This is a genomic window from Candidatus Flexifilum breve (assembly GCF_016713355.1).
The window spans coordinates 1,737,592-1,757,167 of record NZ_JADJPI010000035.1; the positions used below are offsets into that span (position 1 = coordinate 1,737,592).

Below are 19,576 nucleotides of genomic sequence, written 5' to 3' on the forward strand. Positions count from 1 at the left end.
CTTAGCGACGCTGGATCAGCGTAAAGAATCCGGCGGTGATGATGCCGAAGATCACGTGGCCGATCAGACTCATCAACTGCATGTCGCCGATCTGGAACACCATGTCGCCCATGCCCAGCAGCAGCGGCATCATAACAAGCGCGCCCAGCACCCACCAGATCACGCCGTAGACGATGCCCGCGCCCATCGCGACCAGCCACCCGGCGGGCAAGCGCGGCGCGATCGCCCCATACACCGCGCCGATGATCGCGCTGATGATGAGGTGCATGACGAAGCCGACCACCGGGTTTTGCGAACCGACCAGCTGCGCGACCATCGGCAGCATCCCGCCAACCGCCATCTGCACCCCAAAAACTGAGCCGCCGATCAACGCGGCGGTGATCCCCTGAACCACACTGGTCACGAGGGTGGATGAAGCTGCCTGTTCCTGACGAACTGTCGTTGTCGCCATGGTCTGAAACCCCTTCTGCGTCTCAAAACTGGTCAATGCGCCCAGTGTATGGGATCCCCCTGCGGCGTGGAGCAAAGAAACGCCGGGAAATTGCCGAAGATTTGCCGAAGATGGCGTTCCGAAAGCCGCTTCCGTATTACACTGGAACGCAGATTGAGTCCGGGGAGCGCAAGGGTTTGGCAACAGCAATCGGGGTGGGCTTATCTGATACAGGGAACGGCTTTGACTGCGGGCAGGATGCGGCGCGGGCGGCGGTCGCCAGTCTCGCGCAGCCGACCACGCCCATCACCTTGGCGCTGCTGTTCACGTCGCATGCTCAGCCAGAACAGGTGTTGAAAGGCGTCAACGCGATCCTGGGTGACACGCCGCTGATCGGGGCGACCTCCGTCGGACAGTACAGCCATGCCGGTTATGTCGAACACGGCGCCGGGGTGATGCTGCTGCACAGCGAGCACATTCGCTTTCATACCAACCGCTATCAGCGTCCATTGGTCGGCAAGGGACGCTTACTCGGCGACTTGCGCGGAGTAGCAGCGGACGGGCTCGGGAGTGCCTTTCATCATCGGGCGCTGATGCTCTTTCCCGATATACAGGTGATGAATCTCGATGAAGTCGTGGAGCGCGCCATGACGGAAACCGGCATGCTCTACGATATCCTCGGTGGCTCCAGTCCCAACATCGATCAGCCGCCACGTCCCCCGGCCGTGTTCTTCAACCGCCGCGTGTTTCGTCACGGTCTGAGCGCCGCCGAAGTGCTCAGTCAGGCGCCGTTGGGGTTAGCGCTCGACAACGGCTGGACACCCCTCAGCGGCGCGTACCGCGTCACCCACACCGACGCCCACCGCATCCTCAAGATCGATGGTCGTCCGGCGTGGGAAGTCTATGAGGATTTCCTCAATGAGCAGCGCATCGCGTACCGACCAGATGACCTCACGGCCATTACCCTGCGGTATCCGGTCGGCGTGTGCGCCAACGGAACCTGCAAAGTGAGCTTCGTGATGGGCTTTGACCGTTCCGGGGCGATGCTCGTCACCGCGCCGCCGCCAGTAGGCAAGCTGATTCACATCTTGGCGGCGCAGCCCGATGCGCTGGTGACCGCCGCTGGGCGGGCGATCGATCACGCCCGTCAGCGAGCGGAGAGCTGCGCCGGAGCGTTGTTCATCGATTGTATGTCGACGGCCATGGTGCTCGGCGATACCTATCGCCAGCAGCGCGCCGTCGTGCAGGAGCGCTTGGGGGATGTCCCGTTTCTCGGTTTTCGCAGTCAGGGGGTGCTATCCCGCTTGCAGGGGCAGACCGCCGGGCATTATGAGTGTTCCGTTGGCACGTTTATCTTCCCGAGATGACATGACCACCATGCCTGATCTTGCCTGTACCTTAGCGAATATGCTGTGTGCCGGGTCGGTGGAACAGACCCTCTCGTTCGCCCTGGCGAGCCTAATCACGCTGACCCAACCCCAGTGGGTGTGTTTTCTGCTCTGGGATGTCGATTTGCAGCGCTACATCGTTGGGGAGACGTGGCTGTCCGACGCGACCGAGCAGAATCCAGCTGCCCTGCGCCGTCTGGTTTTGAGGCAGGCCAACACGGCCTACCTCAGTGATCCCCACACCGCGCGACGGCTGGACACCACCGCCTGGTATCATCCGCTCAACGCCCACGCGGCGCCTGTCGGCGCAGTCTGTCTGGGGGTGGAGCAGATCCCCCGGGAGGCGCAGCCGGCCTACGATCTGCTAGTCAGGTCTTTGAGCCAAACCTTGTACACCAATGCGCGTTTGGAACAGGCGGATCGGGAACGGGCCGAACTGGAAAGTGATCGCCAGCGGCTGGAACAGCTCTTGCGCGCGGTCGAAGTCCAGCAGCGCACCATCGATCAACTGCTGGCCGCCGAACGCCAGTTGTCCGCGTCGCTCGAAGCCAAAGTGGAAGAGCGGACGGCGGCGCTGCGGGCGGCGCAGAATCGCCTGATCCAATCCGAAAAGCTGGCCGTCATCGGGCAGTTGGCGAGTTCCCTCGCCCACGAGCTGAATAATCCGCTGCAGGCCATCGAGAGCGGACTGGGACTCGTTATGACCGAGCTCAACGGCGCCGCACCGGAAGTCCAGCAGGATCTGACGATTATCGCGCAGGAGTTGGAGCGCATTCAGACGATCTTCCGGCAAATGCTCGACTTCTATCGTCCCGTCTCGCACGACCATCTGCCACTTGATGTCAATGCGCTGTGCGACGGCGTGCGCATCCTCATGCGTAAGCGACTGCAGGAGGCGGGGATCGCCCTGCAGCTCCAACTGGCGGACAGCCTGCCCACGCCGTGTGGGGACAGCAACCAGATCAAGCAGGTGCTGCTGAATCTCATCCTGAATGCGGCTGAAGCGGCACGTGGGGATGCGGCGCACATCGAGTTGGCCACCGCCGCACAGGGGGAAACCGTGCGCATCACGCTGACAGACAATGGCTCGGGCATCGCGCCGGAGCATCTCCCGCGCCTGTTCGAGCCGTTGTTCACCACCAAGACACGTGGGCTGGGGTTAGGTCTCGCGATTTCCCGCGAAATCATCGAACGGCATGGCGGAAAGATCAGCGTCGCCAGCGCTTTGGGCAGCGGAACGACCTTCACCATCACGCTGCCCGTGACAGGCGGGTGCGACCATGAATAAGCCGCGCGTGCTCGTCGTCGATGATGAAGCGGCGATCCGCAATTTTCTTGTGCGCGTCCTCCAGTTGAGCGGCTACGAGGTGACTGCTGCCTGTGATGGGCGGGAGGCGCTGGAGCGACTGGCGGATAGCGCGTTTGCTGTCCTGCTCACCGATATCAAGATGGATCGGCTGGATGGGGTAGAACTGCTGCGTCTCGCCAAAGAACGTTATCCCGACCTCGCCGTGATTCTGCTGACCGGACATGCGACCGTACCCTCCGCCATCGCCGCACTGCGGCAGGGCGCGCATGATTATCTGCTCAAACCGGCGAAGAACGAAGACATTCTCGCGGCAGTCGCCTCAGCCCTCCACAGCCGCGCGCACCAACAGCGGCGTGATCGGCTGGAACAGATCGTCGGGCAGCTGCTGGATGTCGTGCAGCCCGATCTGCCGACCGCCGCGCACCCCACCAAAACCCCGCTCGCTTACGGCGACCTGACCTTCGATGTGAGCGGCTTCCGCGCGAGTTTGCGCGGGCAGGCGCTCGACCTCACGCCGACCGAGTTTCGCCTGCTGCTCGAACTGACCCGCGCACCCGGAGTCACGCTCAGCTATACCGTCTTGGTGCAGTCCGCCTGTGGCTACACCTGTGCGCGGCACGAGGCACGGGAAATCATCGGCGCGCATGTCCTCAACCTGCGCAAAAAACTGGGCATCGAACCGGAGTCCGACCTGTACATCGAATCGGTGCGCGGCGTGGGCTACCGTCTGATCCCACAGGCAGACTGAGTGGATAACGAACGAGGACATGCTAGGCATTTTCTTCGGCATTTCTTCGGCGTTTCTTTGCTAACCACCGCAAGCTTCTCAGCTAGAGTAGTTGCATTCTTCGACCGGGGAGAGCCCCAACCATGGAAATGTCAACGAAACCGTCGTGGACGCAGCGTGCCTGGCGGTGGCTCAAAGCACACCGCACCGCCGTGACCGCCGTTCTCTTCTGGTTGGCGCTGCTGCTGATCGTCCGCCAGTACATGACCGCCAACGATCTCACCTTCGCCCAACTAACGGGCGAACTGCAAACTATCTTGAGCAGCAATTGGTTTGGTCCGGCGCTCTACATCGGCGTGTATCTGCTGCGCCCGGTGATTCTATTTCCCGCGTCGCTGTTGACGATACTCGGCGGCAGCGTGTTTGGCCTGTGGCCGGGCTTCCTGATTGTGCTGATCGCGGGCACCGTCTCCGCGGTGATCCCCTACGGCATCGGGCGCTGGTTTTCCAGCGGCGAGGCGACGGAACCAGCGAGTACGTCCGCGCTGCAGCGCTTCGTGCACCTGCTGCGCCGCAATCCGTTCCAAGCGGTGCTGACCATGCGGCTGATCTATCTGCCCTATGACGCGGTCAGTCTGGTCGCGGGGAGTCTGCGCATCCCCTTCGGCAGCTTCATTCTGGCGACCGGACTCGGCAATCTGGCGGGCACGCTCTCGTTTGTGGGCATCGGCGCGGCGCTGGAAGGCGATCTCGCCGCCGGGCAAGCGAGTCTCAATCCGGGGATCCTGTTGTTTTCGGGCGTCATTCTGGTGCTCAGCCTGGGACTGTCCCGTCTGCTCAACCGCCGCCAAGCAGCGGCACCTACCCTGCCCCAAGAGGAAAACGCATGAGCGATCACTACGATGTCATTGTCATCGGCGGTGGGTCGGCGGGTCTGACCGCGTCGGTCTTTGGCGGCGAACTGGGCAAGCAAGTGGCGCTCATCGAGCGGGAACGTATCGGCGGCGACTGCACGTGGTCGGGCTGCATGCCGAGCAAAGCCCTGCTGAAAATCGCGAAAACAGCCCACACCGTGCGCACTGCCGGCGCGTTCGGTATCAGCGCCGCCGCGCCGACCGTCGACATGGTCGCCGTGCGCGATCACATTCGCGCGGTCATCGCCGAGGTCTACCAGCACGAAACGCCTGAAGCGGTGGCGCGGCGCGGCGTGGAAACCATCCTCGGCGAAGCCCGCTTTTTAGATGCGAATACGATCCTCGTTAATGACCGGCAGTTGAGCGCCAAAAAGTTCGTGATTGCGACGGGCGGACGGGCGGCGGTGCCGCCGATCCCCGGTCTGCGGGACGTCCCCTTCAAGACGAATGCCGATTTCTTCGAGAATGATCGCCTGCCGCGGCACCTGCTCATCATGGGCGCGGGGCCGATCGGCATGGAGATGGCGCAGGCGTATATCCGCCTCGGCGCGCAGGTGACGGTCGTCGGCGATCAGGTCATGCCGCGCGATGAACCGGAGGCCGTCGCCGTGATCCGCCGCGTGCTCACCCGCGAGGGCGTCACGATCATCGAGTCGCTGGTGACCGAAGTCCACAAGTCCGGTGATGAGATCACGCTGATTCTGAAGAACGGTCAGACGGTGAGCGGCGACATGCTGCTGGTGGCGGTCGGGCGCGCGCCGAACATCGAGGCGCTCGATCTGGATAAAGCCGGGGTGCAGTATACGAAACAAGGCATCCCGGTCAACAACCACCTGCAAACCAACCAGCCGCACATCTACGCGGTGGGCGATGTGACGACTGGCCCCAAGTTCACCCACTACGCCGGGTTTCAGGGGAGCGTCGCGGGACGCAATCTGCTGCTGCCCATCGGCAAGGGGAAAGGTCACGAAGACATCCTGCCGTGGGTCACGTTCACCGAACCGGAAGTCGCGCACGTCGGGCTGACCGAGGCGCAGGCGCGTGAGCAGCACGGGGACGCGGTCAAAGTTTATACCTTTCCCATGGCTCACGGTGACCGAGCAGTGACCGAAGGCGACACGGAGGGCTTCATCAAACTGGTGTACCGGGGCAGCGGCGCACTGCTTGGCGCGACGGTCGTCGCAGAACGCGCGGGCGAGATGATCACCGAGTACACGCTGGTGATCGCCAAGAAACTGAGCGCGCGCAGTCTCGTGGGTGTGATTCATCCTTACCCGACTTACTCGGATATCGCCAAGAAGGCGCTGTCCAACCTGTTGGTGCGCGAACTCCTGAATGGGACGAGCGGACGCCTGCTGAAAGCCGTGGTCCAGCGCCTGCCATGATGGATGGAGCTCTGCGTCAGGTCAAAGAGAAACTGCTGCTGCCCGCGGCACAGCGGTTGGGAAACACCGTCAGCCCGACGACCATCACGCTGCTGGCGGGCGTGGCGGGGGGGCTGTCCGCGGTCGCCGGGTGGCAGGGACTGAACCTGCTCGGGCTGGCGTTGTGGTGGCTCAACCGGACGCTGGACGGCCTCGACGGCACGGTCGCCCGGATCAGCGGGCAGCAATCCGATTGGGGCGGCTATCTCGATATTGTGCTGGACTTCTTCGTCTACACCGTGATCCCGTTCGGGTTAGTGCTGCGCCAGCCCAGTCTCGAAGGGTTGATCGTGCTGGCGTTCGTGTTCGGCATGTTTTATATCAACGCCGGTGCGTATCTGTATCTGGCGGCGCTGCTGGAGCGGCGTGCGCAGGGGGCGCAGCAGCGCGGCGAACTCACCTCGATCACCATGCCGAGCGGCGTGATCGAAGGGACAGAAGCCGTCATCTTTTTCAGTTTGTTCTTTATTCTGCCCGAGTGGTTTATCCCGCTGCTGTTCCTGCTCGGCGTGCTGGTGGCGGTCAGCGCCGTCCAGCGCTTGGTGTGGGCAGCGCGTCATTTACGCTAAAGGAGTCGCTATGCGTGGCAAAGTTTGGCTGATCATCCTCGTCCTCCTCCTGTTGACCAGCGCGGCATTCGCGCAGGAGCCAGCGGCAGCGCCGCCGGGGTTCGCCAGTTGGGACGCAGTAGTGGCACAGGCCAACGGTCAGACCGTCAACTGGTATCTGTATGGCGGCTCGGATGCGATCAATGGGTTCATCGATACCTTCTACGCGCCGCTGCTGGCCGAGGAATACGGCATCACCCTCAACCGTGTGCCGGTCGCGGACACGGTCGACGCGGTCAATCAGGTCTTGAGCGAAGCCGAAGCGGGCGTCGCCGCGGACGCCGGGGCGGTCGATCTGATCTGGATCAACGGTGAGAACTTCTACACCTTGCGCCAAGCCGATCTGCTGTACGGGCCGTGGGCGCAGACGATCCCCAACAGCGCGCTGGTCGACTGGGACAACCCGGCGATCAACCTCGATTTCGGACGTCCGGTCGAGGGTTATGAGAGCCCGTGGTCAAGCGCCCAGTTCCACTTCATCTACGACTCGGCGCGGATTGCTGAGGATGATTTGCCGCGCAGCTTCGCCGAACTCACCGCGTGGATTGAGGCCAATCCGGGACGCTTCACGTATATCGCGCCTGGCCCCGGCGGCTACATGGGCACGCGCTTCGTCAAGCAGATCTTCTTCGAACTGAGCGGCGGACACGATCAATGGCTCGGTGAGTTCAACCCAGCCCTGTATGACGAATGGGCACCGCAGGTGTGGGATCTGCTGAACACTTGGGCACCGAATCTCTGGCGGCAGGGTGAAACCTATCCCGCCAACGAGAACGAACTGCGCGACCTGTTCGCCAATGGCGAAGTCGATTTCGCCTTCACGCAGGAGATTTCCGGCGCGAGCGTGTACATCAACGACGGCCGCCTGCCGGAGACAACGCGCGCTTTTGCCTTCGACGCCAATATGATCGGCGATTTCAACTATGTCGCCATCCCCGCGAACGCCGCGCACAAAGCCGCCGCGCTTGTGCTCGCCAACCTGATTTTGCGCCCTGACCTGCAGGCGGCCCACGTGCTGCCGGAGAACGGCTTCGGACTGGGCTTCGGCATTGATGTCAGCCGCGTGACCGACGACGCGGATCGGCAGGTGCTGGCCGACGCGGCGGCGAATCTCGGCCCCGGGGCCGCTGACCCGGCGGAACTCGCGGCGGCGCTCGTCTCGGATCTGGCCGCCGAGTATCAGACGCGCGTCGAAGCCGACTGGGAAGCGAATGTCCTCCGCCGCTAGTCTCTCCCGGCGGCAGTTTTTGCTGCTGCTCGCCCCGGCGCTCGCGCTGGTCCTCCTCCTGTTTGGGGGAGGACTGGCCTACAGCGTGCTGCAAAGCCTCGGCTGGCAGCCGCTGATTGGCCGGACGACCCTGAGTCTCGACGCCTACGCTAATCTACTCTTCGGTCCGGACTACCGCGACGTGTTCTGGTCGGGACTGCTGTTTTCGCTGTGGGTCAGTCTGGCGAGTACGGTGTTGTCCGCCGTGCTCGCCGTCGCGGTCGCGCTCCTCATCCTGCAAGCGGCGGGACGCAGTCGCTTCTGGGCATTCCTGCTCCAGTTCAATCTCCCCGTGCCGCATCTGGTCGCGGCCATCGGCCTGCTGTTTTTGCTCAGTCAGAGCGGTCTGCTCTCCCGCGGCACGGCCGCGCTCGGCTTGACCGCCGCCCCCGCCGATTTCCCCGTGCTGGTGCGCGATACGACCGGGATCGGCATCATCCTCGCCTATGTCTGGAAAGAAGTACCGTTCATCGGTCTGATCGTCTTCGGTGTGCTGCAAACGCTGAACACATCGCTCGTGCAGGCGGCACGCAACCTTGGCGCGAACGGGTGGCAGCGCTTCCGCTACATCATTCTGCCGCTGATCGCGCCGTCGCTGCTGTCCTCCTCGCTGATCGTCTTCGCCTTCACCTTTGGCGCGTACGAGATTCCCGCGCTGCTCGGGGTGCGCTATCCGCGCGCGCTCCCGGTGACAGCGCTGCTGCTGTTCAATGACGCAGATTTGAACTCACGAACGGAAGCGATGGCCTTGAGCGTGATCATCACGCTGGTGACGGCGCTGGTCTTAGGAGGGTATCTATGGCTGCGCGACAGCGCTCCACGCGTGGATTGAGCACGCTGATCCTGGGGCTCGCCGCCCTGTTTCTGGTCGCCCCCTTGATCGCTTTCCTGCTCAATGCCTTTGCGCGCGGCTGGTTCTACCCCCAACTGCTCCCGCAGCAGTGGACGCTGGACGGGTGGACGCGCGCTTTCAGTCCACAGTCGGATGTGCTGTCGGCGCTCGGCACCAGTCTGTTGATCGCCGGGGTGGTCACGCCGACCGCGCTCATCATTGGTCTGCCCGCCGGGCGGGCGCTCGGGCTGTACCGCTTTCCCGGCAAGCGACTGGTGGAGTTTTTGCTGCTGCTGCCCGCGCTCGTACCGCCGCTGGCGGTGAGTCTCGGGCTGGCGGTCAATTTTCTGCGCTGGGGCTGGGCGGGGAATTGGCTCGGCGTGAGCGTGGCGCATCTGGTGCCGGTGCTGCCCTATACCATCCTGATCTTCGCTGGGCTGTTCCGGGGATACAGCCTCGAACACGAACAGCAGGCGCGCGCACTCGGCGCAAAACCGTGGGCGGTGGTCTGGCACGTCACCCTCCCCTTGATCCGTCAGGGCATCATCGTCGCCGGATTGTTCGCCTTTCTCATCTCGTGGAGTCAGTACCTGCTGACGCTGCTGATCGGCTCCGGGCGCGTCATCACCCTGCCGATCCTGCTCTTTTCGAGCGCGGCGGGCGGCAACAACACCGCGATCGCCGTGCAGGCGCTCCTGTTCACCGCGCCGGCGCTGCTGCTGTTGATCGTGACCAACCGCCTGCTGACCAGCGGGGCGGCTGCCGGACTAGGCCGCTTATGACACTGGTTGAACTCCGCGAGATTACCCAGCAGTACCCCGGCGAGATTCGACCCGCCGTCGATCACCTGTCGCTTATGCTCCCGTCGGGCAGTATTGTCGCCCTGCTCGGCATGTCCGGTTCGGGCAAAACGACCCTGCTCAAGATCATCGCCGGTTTGCTCGATCCCTCGGCGGGCGACGTGTGTTTTGACGGGGTCAGCGTGAAGCACCTGCCCACCGAGCAGCGCGGCGCGATCATGGTCTTTCAGAATCACCTGCTGTTCCCGCACATGACGGTCGCGCAGAACATCGGCTTTGGGCTGAAGATGCGCGGCGTTCCGCACCCTGTCATTGATGAGCGCGTCGCCCACATGCTCGACCTGATCCAACTGCCCGGACTCGGTCACCGGAGACCGGCGCAGCTCTCAGGCGGCCAGCAGCAGCGGGTGGCGCTGGCGCGGGCGCTGATCGTCGAACCGCGCCTGCTGCTGTTGGATGAGCCGTTGAGCAACCTCGACGCCAACTTGCGCGACGAAATGCGCGAGCTGATTCGGCAGGTGCAGCGCCATTTTGGGATTACCACGCTGGTGGTCACGCATGATCAGCAGGACGCGGTGCTGCTGGCCGATCACATCGCCCTGATGCGCGATGGCCGCCTACAGCAGTTTGGGCCGCCCGATGCGCTGTTCTATCGCCCGGTCGATGAGCAGGTCGCGCGCTTTTTCGGCGGCGTGAATTTCATCCCCGGCGCAGCGGTCGAGCAGTTGATCCATGCGGCGCTCAGCACGTTGGGCGCGCCGCTGCCAAATACGCCCGGTGAGGTCGTTCTAACCATACGCCCGGAACAGATTCAGTTCTGTGATCCGATCCAGCATCCACAGGCGCTTCCGGGAATTGTCGATCACTGCCAGTTCATGGGGACGTACTACCGGCATGCCGTCCGCGTCGCACCGCTCAGCACGCCGTTGATCGTCCACAGCCATGCTCCGATCACGGCTGGGACGACGGTTGCCCTTTGTCTCCCATTGGAACATCTCTGGGTGATTGCTGCTGGATCGGCAACGTGAGCACCATGGACGAGTGAGTGAGGACAAGCAGACCGTGCCTGGGCCTCGTTCCCTACTCCGATGCGCAGCAGTGCGCCACATAAGATCAAAGTCGGCGGGCGTCAAGCCATACGCCGCGTTGACCAGATCGGACAGGCGGCGTTCGAGCGTTTCTGTCTCCAGTCCTGACCTACATGATGGTCAGCTCGGCAAACGCAAAACAAGCGCCATATCACCTTCACGCATATGCCCAGAACGAGCGTCATCTGCTGCACTGTGAATGGTTTTGTCCGTACTACCATTTCGTCTGTGCTCATGAGGTTCCTGGCTTGAAACGGAGCTTTCGTTCACGTTCTCCGGCGATGCCGCTTCACCTCACCAACCATCTGTGGTCAGTTTACGACCTGCGGCACTACCCCGTGCCGCAGGTCATTTGACATACTGAAAGCACACCCTCTGTGAGCAAGGTGGTAGGTCGACATTTTGCCTCTTCCCATCCTGCAGGCAGTGTTCTGGGCTGAGGCATCCCTCTTTCCCCGGGGGGGGGGGGGGGGGGGGCGGGCCGGGATTTAAATGGGGGCCCATTTGCTGGGCCGTCCTAGGCATAGTGTATAAAAACGGATTGCTTTACAATCCACCCGCACTCTGTTATACTAGTATTTACATTTGGAACTTCCCCAAAACCAGCGAACCATCTCTTGTTGTCCACTTCACTTTAAGTTTGATGATGCCCGTTGAAGTCTAGCGATAGTCTACGCAAGCTTCAGGCATCTCCTGCTCATCAAACAGAGCCCCAGACGCTTTCGACCACTTAATCAGTCGTAACTGACTTGAGGTTATACGCATCCATGAATACCAAATGGAGAAGACTGATCGCCGCTGCGATCCTTGTGATTGTCAGTCTATCGACGATCGCTGTAATTCGTTCAACCACCTTGACGGGGAGTGACTCGTCACTCAACCTGATGCTAAACGCCAACGCCCTGAGTATCACCCTCCTCGTCGCAGCAGTCATCAAGATGACGGCGCTTTTCTATATCATTGCTAACGCACCATCCCGGTATACGGAAATCGCTTCGCAGCACACCATACCCTCACACGCCAAAGTGTATAGCGCGGCACCGATTGTTCCTAAAGTCAAAAGTCACCCGCTGCCGCCCCTGTGGCGCTGAGAGCAGCAGTCCATCGAACCAACGAGATGTTCAGGAAATCCGTCGCTTCCCCATTCGCAGTTTAGTTTGAAGAAAAGGTCCAACAACATGTCCAAGACATCGAGATTCCGGCACCGTCGAGAAAAAAGCAACCAACGAAAAGTGCGGGAAGCCGTACTTCCCAAACCGGTGACGCGCACCAACGAAGCGGAGAAACCGTTGTCAGAGCCGATCATCGCTCCGATCATACCCGTTGATCCCATCGAAGACTCGATTTTCGCTGTTGCCTTCACCCCGAACAAATCGACAGCTCCTCGCCCTGAGCTAGGCGAATTATCACAGGGCAATCCTGATAAGCTCCGTAGATGGAAAAACACAAATGGAACCCCGCTGACAGGCAGTAGGACAAGTGCGCCAGTTAGCCATCAGGCAGAAAACCAGAAGCGGTTACGCAATTCGTCAAATCGAAAAGATGTTCGTTAACACACCAGTGTAGGAAGCGACTCAATCATGGCAGTTCGCGTGTTAGTCTTTGACCCAATGAATATATCCAGCATCGAGGAATTCGAGCAGCAGTTGGATAGGTATCTGGCCGAGGGCTGGGAAATTCTGCAAGCACTGTCCGGCAATCGCGCGGGCGTCGCCGAAGGCGTACGAACGTTTCGCAACTCCTCCAGAGTATCTTCGCCAGAGCACAAAGACTATGTCGTCTTCGTCTTGAGGAATGCCGTGATGGATCAAACCGCGCACAGACTGCCTGAAGATCAACTAAGCACCGCCCATCCATAGAACGCCGTTGATCTTCACCAACCATGGACGCCATCCTGTGTTGCTCGTCGGCGCTAGGCTCTCAGAAAGCCCCAGATAACCTCACTCGCGTTTGGGGTTTTCGGGTCACTGGGCCGATAAACACCGGTTCGCCTCCACCTATGCTATAGCTCAGCAAGCTGATAGCACCGCGTTGAACGGGATGCGTGCGACTGGTCGATCTGAGGGCGGGCAATTTCTGCGCGCTCTCCACCCTGCACAGTCACATTTGTCACGACACCTTGTCCACTCCAAACCGAACGGAATCACTAATTCACAGGGAGAATATTATGACTGTGAAGCTGTATGTTGGTCATCTAGCCCTCCATGTTACCCAAGCGCAGATCGCTGAACTCTTCTCTCAAGTGGGACAAGTTACCGATCCGTTTCTCGCCACGAACCGCTACACCGGTAAATCGAATGGTTTCGCGTTCATAAATCTGGAAAGCGAAGGCGACGCGCGCGATGCTGTGGCGCGCTTCAATGGTTATGTGCTCGACGGAGTCCCACTGACCGTGCACATTCTGGTTGCCAGTGAGAAAGCCTCCATCAAGAAAATCCTGCCACCGTCACCAGCCGAAACCGCGAGCCAGAACTAACTCAATCGGGCAGCGGTGAGCGAAGCTAGCGCGAGTCAGCTACGCTGGCTCGATCGATGACCCAGAAGCGCATCAATGGCAGCGGCCTCCACACTATCGATGTGAAATCGAGCCGCATTTTGGCGGCAGCGGTGAAGAGATCAGAAGCGATCTTCACAGCGCGCAGCCTCGAGGCAAACGCGACTTGCTTTACAGAGCCCTTGAACCAAGTTATACTAAAGATTAAGGACAATCTTTCCAATCAGCGCATTCGTTTCATCCGAACTTGTGCGCTTTACCTCAGTTTGATGGTGCCCGTTGAGCCGCTGCTATCGTCTTAAGTGCGACTCAGGCATCTCCTGCTCATCAAACGCACCCCCAGACGATGCATCCTATTCAAGGCGTCACTCCGAAGGGGTTTATAAGATCATGAAGATCAACTGGAAAATCTTAATCGCCGCTGCGCTCATGGTGATCGTTGCCGTATGGGCCGTCGACTCGCTCCGACCACGCTCTTACAGTGGTACTGACCTGAATTTTGCTGTTGGGCGGGGAACGATTACCGTGAATAACCCGTCGGACACCGCGCTTCCTGTCCAGTTAACCGGCACCGGAACGCGGATCTTTACGGTACAAAGTCAGGATGAAGCGTTGCGAGGCTCGTCAGCGCGGCAGGGAAGCGGACGGAATGTGAACCAATTGCTTGACTTTACCCTGCCCACGGGACTGAGCACCTTCACGATCGTGAACGGCTCAGGCGTCAACCTTGTCGCTACATCGACGGTTTTGCTGGAGGCCACGGTTCAATCCATGAGTGGATCGGAAAGCACGACGGTTCTGGCCGTCACCGTCGTCGTGCTGCTGGGGGCGGCATTCTATATCTTCCGGGCGTCCGGTCGCAGCCTGACCAACCCGCTGCAGCGTCGTTCGCCAGTTCCAGCCACGATGCCCACCGTTTCGACGAGTACAACCGGCGGGCAAGGTCAGGCCCTACGCGCCTACGGTGACAACCGCGCCGACATTTCCGAGAAATCCTAGTCGAGCGCGCTGCGATGAGGTGTAAAAACTGATCGGAAAAGCGGCAGTTTACCGCCTCCCCCGTCAGCAAGGCATTCTGGTTATTTTGCCGGAGATGGCGGGGCGGTCAGAGATTCGCGCCCACAGCGATCAAGAGATCAGGCGATTTCGTGAAGCGGTGGTGATCGTGTCTGAAGCCGATTACCGTGCGCGTTATGCCGATATGGCGGAGCGTATCGCCGCCCCTCTCACCCGTTGGTTAGCAATCCAATTCGCGCAGGACAAAGCGCGGACATAACCCTCATAGTGTAGCTATCGAGAAAGTTGGAACGATCAATGGAAACTATCAAACGCTTAAGCTATCCCGAATGGATCGCATTGCGACTGCTCTACCAGCATCGTGAGCGCTCGTCGAGTCCGCTCCGATATATCGGCTTACCTGCGACCATTACAGCGCTGCTTCAGCGCCAACCAGCGCTCGTCCAGTGGATCGGTAAGGCCGCTGACCAGCAGGTTCACATCACCCCGGCAGGGATCACCGTTTTCGAGGCCGCGGGTGACAAGTAACGCCATCATGGGTACTGGTAGCATTGACGACAACTGTTTACAATTTGCGTCAGTGGTAGTCCGCCGGCAGCGCCATGGGGAAAGCTTCCCCATGCTTGAAGGCATACACCGGTGGTGAGGAGCGTGGCAGCCATGGCTGCCGCGTTCTTGAGAGCACCGGTCTTACTGATCGTGGTGTAGCCGACACTGTCGTTATTCTGTTCCTGCTGCATCTGGCGCACTTCCTAAAGCACGACGACCCCGGTTACCCCCACATGAACTTTCCCAGCGCTCAGCCCATGATTTACACGGTCGACACTCTGTTTGGCTGGAGTAAGCGCGATTTTGCCTTAAGAACTATCGACTGAACACCAATATCGCGGCAAAATGCATGCGGGCAGCAGAGGCTGACGCGATCGGAAGGGGTGGATTCTGGAGAACATGGCGACCAATACGGCCTCGGACGGGTCGAAATTCCCAGTGATTGGATTGGGCGCATCCGCGGGTGGACTGGAAGCCCTGAAGACCTTCTTCGCGGCGTTACCGCCCAACACCGGTATGGCCTTTGTCGTTATCCAGCACCTCATGCCCGACCATGAAAGCATTCTGCCTGACTTGATCCAGCGTCAAACCAGTCTACGGGTGCAGGTCATCACCAATGACGCGGAGGTGTTGCCGGATCATGTCTACGTCCTTCCCCCCAACTTTGAGGTCACACTGTGGAACAATCGGTTTAGTTTGAGCCCGATTCCTACCCGAGAAGGTTGGCCCGCGACGATTACACATTTCTTTCAATCGCTGGCGTTGGATCGGGGTGAACGAGCAGTTGCCATTATTCTCTCCGGTGCCGGTCACGATGGCACCGAAGGGGCTCGTGCCATCAAGCAGGAAAAAGGCTTGGTTCTTGCTCAGGATTTAGGCACGGCCGGACAAAGCAGTATGCCGTTCAATGTCATTGACGCCGGATTAGCCGACGGCGTGTTCCCCCCGATCTCATGCCCCCGTATTTGCTCACTCATTTCGACATTGATCTTCCGGAACCTCTGCAATTTGAAAATCTGACCGCGATCATCCCGGATGAGGATCTGCAGCGCCTGATCTGGCAGCTTAGACGCCAAACCGGCTACGATTTCCGCGACTATAAAGTCAGCACCCTGCGTCGTCAGATCATACGCCGGATGGGGCTTCAGCAAGTCGAGACGCTACCGGCTTACCTCACCTTGTTGGAACACCAGGCCGGTGAAGCGCAGCAGCTTGTCAAAGGACTCCTCATCAATGTGACCAGTTTCTTTCGTGATCCTGAGGCGTTCGAAGTTTTGAAAACCAGTGCGCTGCTCCCACTCCTAAAAACCATGTCCATTGATGACGTGTTCCGCGTCTGGGTGCCGGGCTGTGCCAGCGGGGAAGAAGCGGTGTCGATTGCGATTGTGATCCACGAATGTTTACGCGAATTGAATATCCAGGATATGCAGGTGCGGATCTTTGCCACAGATCTCAATCGCGAACTCATTCAACGGGCGCGTAGTGGTATCTACCCGGCAACGATCAGCGAACAGCTCAGCATGTCACGACTCAAAGACCACTTTCTTAAAATAGAGGAAGGCTATCAGGTTCGCCCCCATCTCACCCGCATGCTTGTGTGGGCCGAACACAATTTGATCGAACATCCCCCCTTTTCCAGCCTGCATCTCATTAGCTGTCGCAATGTGCTGATTTATTTCCAGGCCCGCCTCCAAACTAAAATTCGCGCCTTCTTCCAGTTTGCGCTGCGCGCCGGAGGCATTTTGTTTCTCGGTTCATCCGAAGCCATGCCTGAAGCGCTCGATATCTTTACAATCATTGATAGCAAACACAAAATCTATCAACGGACGCCGGGCGCCGCCTATCAGTGGATCAGCTTGGATCAACCGCTGTTTACGAAAGCGCCCAGTACATCAGAGGAACCCATGACCGCCCCAGGAAAGTCACAACGCAGCAGCGACGACCACGAACTCAGAATTATCCACGAAATGCTGCTTGACCATTACCACAGTACCTGTGCCATTGTCGATGAGCGGTACCGCGTGCGGTACACCTATGGCGACATTGACCATTATTTACGCCTCATTCCGGGGCGCGATGGCCAGCACAGTATCTTGAGCATGGCGCGTGAGGGGCTGGACGTTGAGCTGACCATTGCCCTCTATGAGGCCTTTGAAAGCGATCGGGTGGTCATCCGCCAGGGCGTGTCGGTAAAATCCGCAGGCGGGGAACGCCTCATTAACGTCATCGTGAAACCCATTCGAGACGAGGCGCTCAGCGGTCGCTTCCAGTTAATTGTTTTCGAGTTCAGCCCAGCGGGCAGAAACCTTGAGTCTGCGCCGCCCGAGAGTCGCGAGGGCGAAGAGGGCGTGACGGTCACGCGACTGCGCGAGGAACTCCAACAAGCGCGTCAAGCGTTACAGAACGCGACCCATGCGCTTCAGGCAAAGAGCGAGGAGTTAACCTCGTCACTAGAGGAAATCAGTTCTGCCAATGAAGAGATTCAGACGACTAACGAGGAACTCCGCACCTCGAAAGAAGAACTGGAGTCGATGAATGAAGAACTGAACACCCTGAATACGCAGCTCACCAATCAGAATCACGCGCTCACGCAGGCCAACAACACCTTGTATAACTTCCTGCAATCGAGCGCTAACGGCGTGATCTTTCTCGATCAACGTTTGGCGATTCGGGAATATACCGAAGCGGTCACGCGCATCTTTAGCTTACGCAAGAGTGATGTCGGACGTCCCCTCTCGGAGATCGTGTCGAAGTTCAAAAGTGACACCCTGACAACGGTTGCCGCCAATGTCTTGGATACGCTCGTCAATATCGAACGAGAAGACCAGACGGTCAGTGGTCAATGGTATAAAATCGAAATTCGTCCGTACCGCACGACCAATAACATCGTCGACGGGTTAGTTCTCACTTTTTCCGAAGTCACAGCCCAAAAGCAGGCGCGGGATCAAGCGGAACTCGCCTACCAGTATGTCCGTAAAGTGGTGGATACCATCGAAAACAGTCTGCTTGAACTCGATCAGGAATTCCGCGTGATTGCGGCCAACCCGGCATTTTTCCGGCAGTTTCAGGTTCAACCCGAAGATACCGTTGGACGCCTGCTGTTTGAACTCGGGAATGGGCAGTGGGATATTCCGGATCTCCGCCACTTACTCAGCGACATTCTCCCGCAGCAGAGCACTGTCCATGATTATGTGGTCCAGCACGACTTTCCGAGGATTGGTCAGCGCACCATGCGTCTGAATGCTCGGCAAATTGAAGAGATTGATCGGATCTTGCTCATCATCACCGATGTCACAGATCTGGACAGCCATCAAACCTGAGTGCTTCCAGTCTGGCCAGATCCATGCTCCGCATGGCGTGGCAGTTCAATCGTGATCAGGGTGCCTTGCCCGAGCTGCGACGTACAGCGAATACTGCCTCCGTGGGCCTGCACCGCCCGTTGAACAATATACAAACCAATCCCCATACCGGAAGTGTACTGTGTATTCTGGCCCCGAAAGAAAGCATCAAAGACGTACGGTTGATCGTCAGCGGATATGCCAATCCCGTGATCTTGCACCTGTAACCGAATGACCGTTTCTTCGCATTCTAAGCGACAGAGAGTCGAGCCTTGGGAGTACTTGAGCGCATTGCTTAACACGTTCATCAAGCTGCTGCGCATCAAACTCGTGTCCCAGGTGACCAGCGCCTGTTCCCCGTCAGACGTGACCTCTAACGCGATCTGCTGGTCAGGTTTCCCTAATGCGCCCATGTCGTTGACGACCTGACGAACGAAGGCGATGACATCGAAGGTCTCGGGCTTGACGTGAAGCTGTTCCTCGCCTTGCTGAACAATCACTGCATTCTGAACGGTGTCGTTGAGATACCAGACGAAATTGCGGATGGTGTGAAAGCGCGCCGCTTTCTTGTCGCTGGACAGGCGATCCCCGTACCGTTCGAGCGTTTCGGCAGAAGCCAGAATCGCGGCTAAGGGCGTGCGGAACTCATGCGCGATGATCGAAAGCACACGGGTACGCATGTCGTTCATTTCCTTTTCATGACCGAGCGCTCTCCGGACGGCTTCTTCGGCCTGTTTGATCGCGGAAATATTGGTGATTGCGGTTCGAAGCGCTTCTGAATCGTCAGCCGTTGCCGGAACATCTGTGCACAGTTGGGCGTGGAAAATGGTGCCGTCCACCCGTTGAATCTGGACTTCACAGGTTTGCGTCTGTTGGGTACGCAGCACTGAGCGCCGATGCAGATGATAAATATCTTGAAAAACGCCCACAATGAAGTCGGCGAACGGTTGTTTTTCCAACAAAGTTCGGTCAACCCCGATCATGCTGGCGGCGGTCAGGTTGCCTTTGAGGGTGAGCCCTTCGGCATTGGTCACGATGTAGCCGACAGGGGCAAAGTCAAAGAGATGGGTATAGCGTTCCTGAGCTTTTTCGGCAGCCTGATACGCGTGCTGCAGGTCTTCAAGTTGAATCTCCAGCTCCACCTGATAGACCGTCAGCTCATGAACGAGTTCATCAATCGATAGTCCGGCAGTGGACGGCGTCATCCGCAGCTGCGTGAGGACATTTTCAGCCCGTGTGCGTAACTGATCCAGTTTTTGCTGCTTGCTGTCCATGCGCTTTTGCCTTCGAAGGCCTAGGGCCATTAAGCTGAGCCAGATGATTCGCGCTGCCCAAGCTGTCACAGCCTGCGCTGCGCGACCGCCGCGGTGATCTGATGCCGATTAGTCTGC

Annotated in this window: 22 protein-coding genes; 19 read left to right on the forward strand and 3 right to left on the reverse strand. The window is 59.3% G+C overall.

Going from position 1 to position 19,576, the window contains the following annotated elements:
• Window position 1: 1 nt before the first annotated feature.
• Entirely contained in the window at window positions 2–451 is a 450-nt protein-coding gene (locus tag IPK17_RS30310) for a hypothetical protein (protein WP_343421437.1), read from the reverse strand.
• A 176-nt stretch (window positions 452–627) separates the two neighbouring features.
• Between IPK17_RS30310 and IPK17_RS30315 the strand changes: the two genes are divergently transcribed.
• From IPK17_RS30315 to IPK17_RS30395, 17 genes are all read left to right on the forward strand, one after another.
• Complete coding sequence (locus tag IPK17_RS30315) at window positions 628–1,797, forward strand: FIST signal transduction protein (RefSeq protein ID WP_343421438.1); 1,170 nt, start codon at window positions 628–630, stop codon at window positions 1,795–1,797.
• Between the two features lies 1 nt (window position 1,798).
• Entirely contained in the window at window positions 1,799–3,106 is a 1,308-nt protein-coding gene (locus IPK17_RS30320) for a sensor histidine kinase (RefSeq protein ID WP_343421439.1), read from the forward strand.
• Window positions 3,099–3,875, forward strand: a complete 777-nt coding sequence (locus IPK17_RS30325; protein ID WP_343421440.1) for a response regulator transcription factor — start codon at window positions 3,099–3,101, stop codon at window positions 3,873–3,875. The genes IPK17_RS30320 and IPK17_RS30325 overlap by 8 nt, the downstream gene beginning before the upstream one ends.
• Before the next feature lie 122 nt (window positions 3,876–3,997).
• A complete protein-coding gene (locus tag IPK17_RS30330; RefSeq protein ID WP_343421441.1) occupies window positions 3,998–4,744 on the forward strand; it encodes a TVP38/TMEM64 family protein in 747 nt (248 codons plus the stop codon).
• On the forward strand, window positions 4,741–6,153 hold the full coding sequence (locus IPK17_RS30335; protein WP_343421442.1) for a dihydrolipoyl dehydrogenase family protein: 1,413 nt from the start codon (window positions 4,741–4,743) through the stop codon (window positions 6,151–6,153). The genes IPK17_RS30330 and IPK17_RS30335 overlap by 4 nt, the downstream gene beginning before the upstream one ends.
• Window positions 6,150–6,761, forward strand: coding sequence for a CDP-alcohol phosphatidyltransferase family protein (locus IPK17_RS30340; RefSeq protein ID WP_343421443.1), 612 nt, complete (start codon window positions 6,150–6,152; stop codon window positions 6,759–6,761). The genes IPK17_RS30335 and IPK17_RS30340 overlap by 4 nt, the downstream gene beginning before the upstream one ends.
• Window positions 6,762–6,771: 10 nt before the next feature.
• Window positions 6,772–8,028, forward strand: coding sequence for an ABC transporter substrate-binding protein (locus tag IPK17_RS30345; RefSeq protein WP_343421444.1), 1,257 nt, complete (start codon window positions 6,772–6,774; stop codon window positions 8,026–8,028).
• Window positions 8,012–8,899, forward strand: a complete 888-nt coding sequence (locus tag IPK17_RS30350) for an ABC transporter permease (protein ID WP_343421445.1) — start codon at window positions 8,012–8,014, stop codon at window positions 8,897–8,899. Before IPK17_RS30345 ends, IPK17_RS30350 begins: the two co-directional genes overlap by 17 nt.
• Window positions 8,866–9,681, forward strand: a complete 816-nt coding sequence (locus tag IPK17_RS30355; protein ID WP_343421446.1) for an ABC transporter permease — start codon at window positions 8,866–8,868, stop codon at window positions 9,679–9,681. Before IPK17_RS30350 ends, IPK17_RS30355 begins: the two co-directional genes overlap by 34 nt.
• Complete coding sequence (locus tag IPK17_RS30360) at window positions 9,678–10,727, forward strand: ABC transporter ATP-binding protein (protein WP_343421447.1); 1,050 nt, start codon at window positions 9,678–9,680, stop codon at window positions 10,725–10,727. The genes IPK17_RS30355 and IPK17_RS30360 overlap by 4 nt, the downstream gene beginning before the upstream one ends.
• Before the next feature lie 827 nt (window positions 10,728–11,554).
• A complete protein-coding gene (locus tag IPK17_RS30365) occupies window positions 11,555–11,878 on the forward strand; it encodes a hypothetical protein (protein ID WP_343421448.1) in 324 nt (107 codons plus the stop codon).
• Window positions 11,879–11,965: 87 nt separating this feature from the next.
• Window positions 11,966–12,340 (forward strand): hypothetical protein, encoded by a 375-nt coding sequence (locus IPK17_RS30370; RefSeq protein ID WP_343421449.1) that lies wholly within the window; start codon window positions 11,966–11,968, stop codon window positions 12,338–12,340.
• A gap of 27 nt (window positions 12,341–12,367) precedes the next feature.
• Window positions 12,368–12,646 (forward strand): hypothetical protein, encoded by a 279-nt coding sequence (locus IPK17_RS30375; protein ID WP_343421450.1) that lies wholly within the window; start codon window positions 12,368–12,370, stop codon window positions 12,644–12,646.
• A 308-nt stretch (window positions 12,647–12,954) separates the two neighbouring features.
• On the forward strand, window positions 12,955–13,263 hold the full coding sequence (locus IPK17_RS30380) for an RNA recognition motif domain-containing protein (RefSeq protein ID WP_343421451.1): 309 nt from the start codon (window positions 12,955–12,957) through the stop codon (window positions 13,261–13,263).
• Between the two features lie 408 nt (window positions 13,264–13,671).
• Complete coding sequence (locus IPK17_RS30385) at window positions 13,672–14,280, forward strand: hypothetical protein (protein WP_343421452.1); 609 nt, start codon at window positions 13,672–13,674, stop codon at window positions 14,278–14,280.
• Window positions 14,281–14,374: 94 nt separating this feature from the next.
• Window positions 14,375–14,557 (forward strand): hypothetical protein, encoded by a 183-nt coding sequence (locus tag IPK17_RS30390; protein ID WP_343421453.1) that lies wholly within the window; start codon window positions 14,375–14,377, stop codon window positions 14,555–14,557.
• Between the two features lie 38 nt (window positions 14,558–14,595).
• Window positions 14,596–14,826 (forward strand): hypothetical protein, encoded by a 231-nt coding sequence (locus tag IPK17_RS30395; protein ID WP_343421454.1) that lies wholly within the window; start codon window positions 14,596–14,598, stop codon window positions 14,824–14,826.
• A gap of 5 nt (window positions 14,827–14,831) precedes the next feature.
• Here the strand turns inward: IPK17_RS30395 and IPK17_RS30400 are convergent, their stop codons facing one another.
• Complete coding sequence (locus IPK17_RS30400) at window positions 14,832–15,038, reverse strand: hypothetical protein (RefSeq protein ID WP_343421455.1); 207 nt, start codon at window positions 15,036–15,038, stop codon at window positions 14,832–14,834.
• 208 nt (window positions 15,039–15,246) lie between these two features.
• Between IPK17_RS30400 and IPK17_RS30405 the strand changes: the two genes are divergently transcribed.
• Complete coding sequence (locus tag IPK17_RS30405) at window positions 15,247–15,867, forward strand: chemotaxis protein CheB (protein ID WP_343421456.1); 621 nt, start codon at window positions 15,247–15,249, stop codon at window positions 15,865–15,867.
• Window positions 15,813–18,167: a CheR family methyltransferase gene (locus tag IPK17_RS30410; RefSeq protein WP_343421457.1), complete on the forward strand. Its 2,355-nt coding sequence runs from the start codon at window positions 15,813–15,815 to the stop codon at window positions 18,165–18,167. Before IPK17_RS30405 ends, IPK17_RS30410 begins: the two co-directional genes overlap by 55 nt.
• On the opposite strand, the gene IPK17_RS30415 is transcribed toward IPK17_RS30410, so the two are convergent.
• On the reverse strand, window positions 18,158–19,459 hold the full coding sequence (locus tag IPK17_RS30415; protein WP_343421458.1) for a PAS domain-containing sensor histidine kinase: 1,302 nt from the start codon (window positions 19,457–19,459) through the stop codon (window positions 18,158–18,160). The two genes, IPK17_RS30410 and IPK17_RS30415, sit on opposite strands and share 10 nt — an antisense overlap.
• Between the last annotated feature and the right edge of the window lie 117 nt (window positions 19,460–19,576).

Coding starts and splice junctions, on each gene's coding strand:
- IPK17_RS30310 (WP_343421437.1), bottom strand. CDS start 451: ATGGCGACAACGACAGTTCGTCAGGAACAGGCAGCTTCATCCACCCTC.
- IPK17_RS30320 (WP_343421439.1), top strand. CDS start 1,799: ATGACCACCATGCCTGATCTTGCCTGTACCTTAGCGAATATGCTGTGT.
- IPK17_RS30325 (WP_343421440.1), top strand. CDS start 3,099: ATGAATAAGCCGCGCGTGCTCGTCGTCGATGATGAAGCGGCGATCCGC.
- IPK17_RS30330 (WP_343421441.1), top strand. CDS start 3,998: ATGGAAATGTCAACGAAACCGTCGTGGACGCAGCGTGCCTGGCGGTGG.
- IPK17_RS30335 (WP_343421442.1), top strand. CDS start 4,741: ATGAGCGATCACTACGATGTCATTGTCATCGGCGGTGGGTCGGCGGGT.
- IPK17_RS30340 (WP_343421443.1), top strand. CDS start 6,150: ATGATGGATGGAGCTCTGCGTCAGGTCAAAGAGAAACTGCTGCTGCCC.
- IPK17_RS30345 (WP_343421444.1), top strand. CDS start 6,772: ATGCGTGGCAAAGTTTGGCTGATCATCCTCGTCCTCCTCCTGTTGACC.
- IPK17_RS30350 (WP_343421445.1), top strand. CDS start 8,012: ATGTCCTCCGCCGCTAGTCTCTCCCGGCGGCAGTTTTTGCTGCTGCTC.
- IPK17_RS30355 (WP_343421446.1), top strand. CDS start 8,866: ATGGCTGCGCGACAGCGCTCCACGCGTGGATTGAGCACGCTGATCCTG.
- IPK17_RS30360 (WP_343421447.1), top strand. CDS start 9,678: ATGACACTGGTTGAACTCCGCGAGATTACCCAGCAGTACCCCGGCGAG.
- IPK17_RS30365 (WP_343421448.1), top strand. CDS start 11,555: ATGAATACCAAATGGAGAAGACTGATCGCCGCTGCGATCCTTGTGATT.
- IPK17_RS30370 (WP_343421449.1), top strand. CDS start 11,966: ATGTCCAAGACATCGAGATTCCGGCACCGTCGAGAAAAAAGCAACCAA.
- IPK17_RS30375 (WP_343421450.1), top strand. CDS start 12,368: ATGGCAGTTCGCGTGTTAGTCTTTGACCCAATGAATATATCCAGCATC.
- IPK17_RS30380 (WP_343421451.1), top strand. CDS start 12,955: ATGACTGTGAAGCTGTATGTTGGTCATCTAGCCCTCCATGTTACCCAA.
- IPK17_RS30385 (WP_343421452.1), top strand. CDS start 13,672: ATGAAGATCAACTGGAAAATCTTAATCGCCGCTGCGCTCATGGTGATC.
- IPK17_RS30390 (WP_343421453.1), top strand. CDS start 14,375: ATGGCGGGGCGGTCAGAGATTCGCGCCCACAGCGATCAAGAGATCAGG.
- IPK17_RS30395 (WP_343421454.1), top strand. CDS start 14,596: ATGGAAACTATCAAACGCTTAAGCTATCCCGAATGGATCGCATTGCGA.
- IPK17_RS30400 (WP_343421455.1), bottom strand. CDS start 15,038: ATGCAGCAGGAACAGAATAACGACAGTGTCGGCTACACCACGATCAGT.
- IPK17_RS30405 (WP_343421456.1), top strand. CDS start 15,247: ATGGCGACCAATACGGCCTCGGACGGGTCGAAATTCCCAGTGATTGGA.
- IPK17_RS30415 (WP_343421458.1), bottom strand. CDS start 19,459: ATGGACAGCAAGCAGCAAAAACTGGATCAGTTACGCACACGGGCTGAA.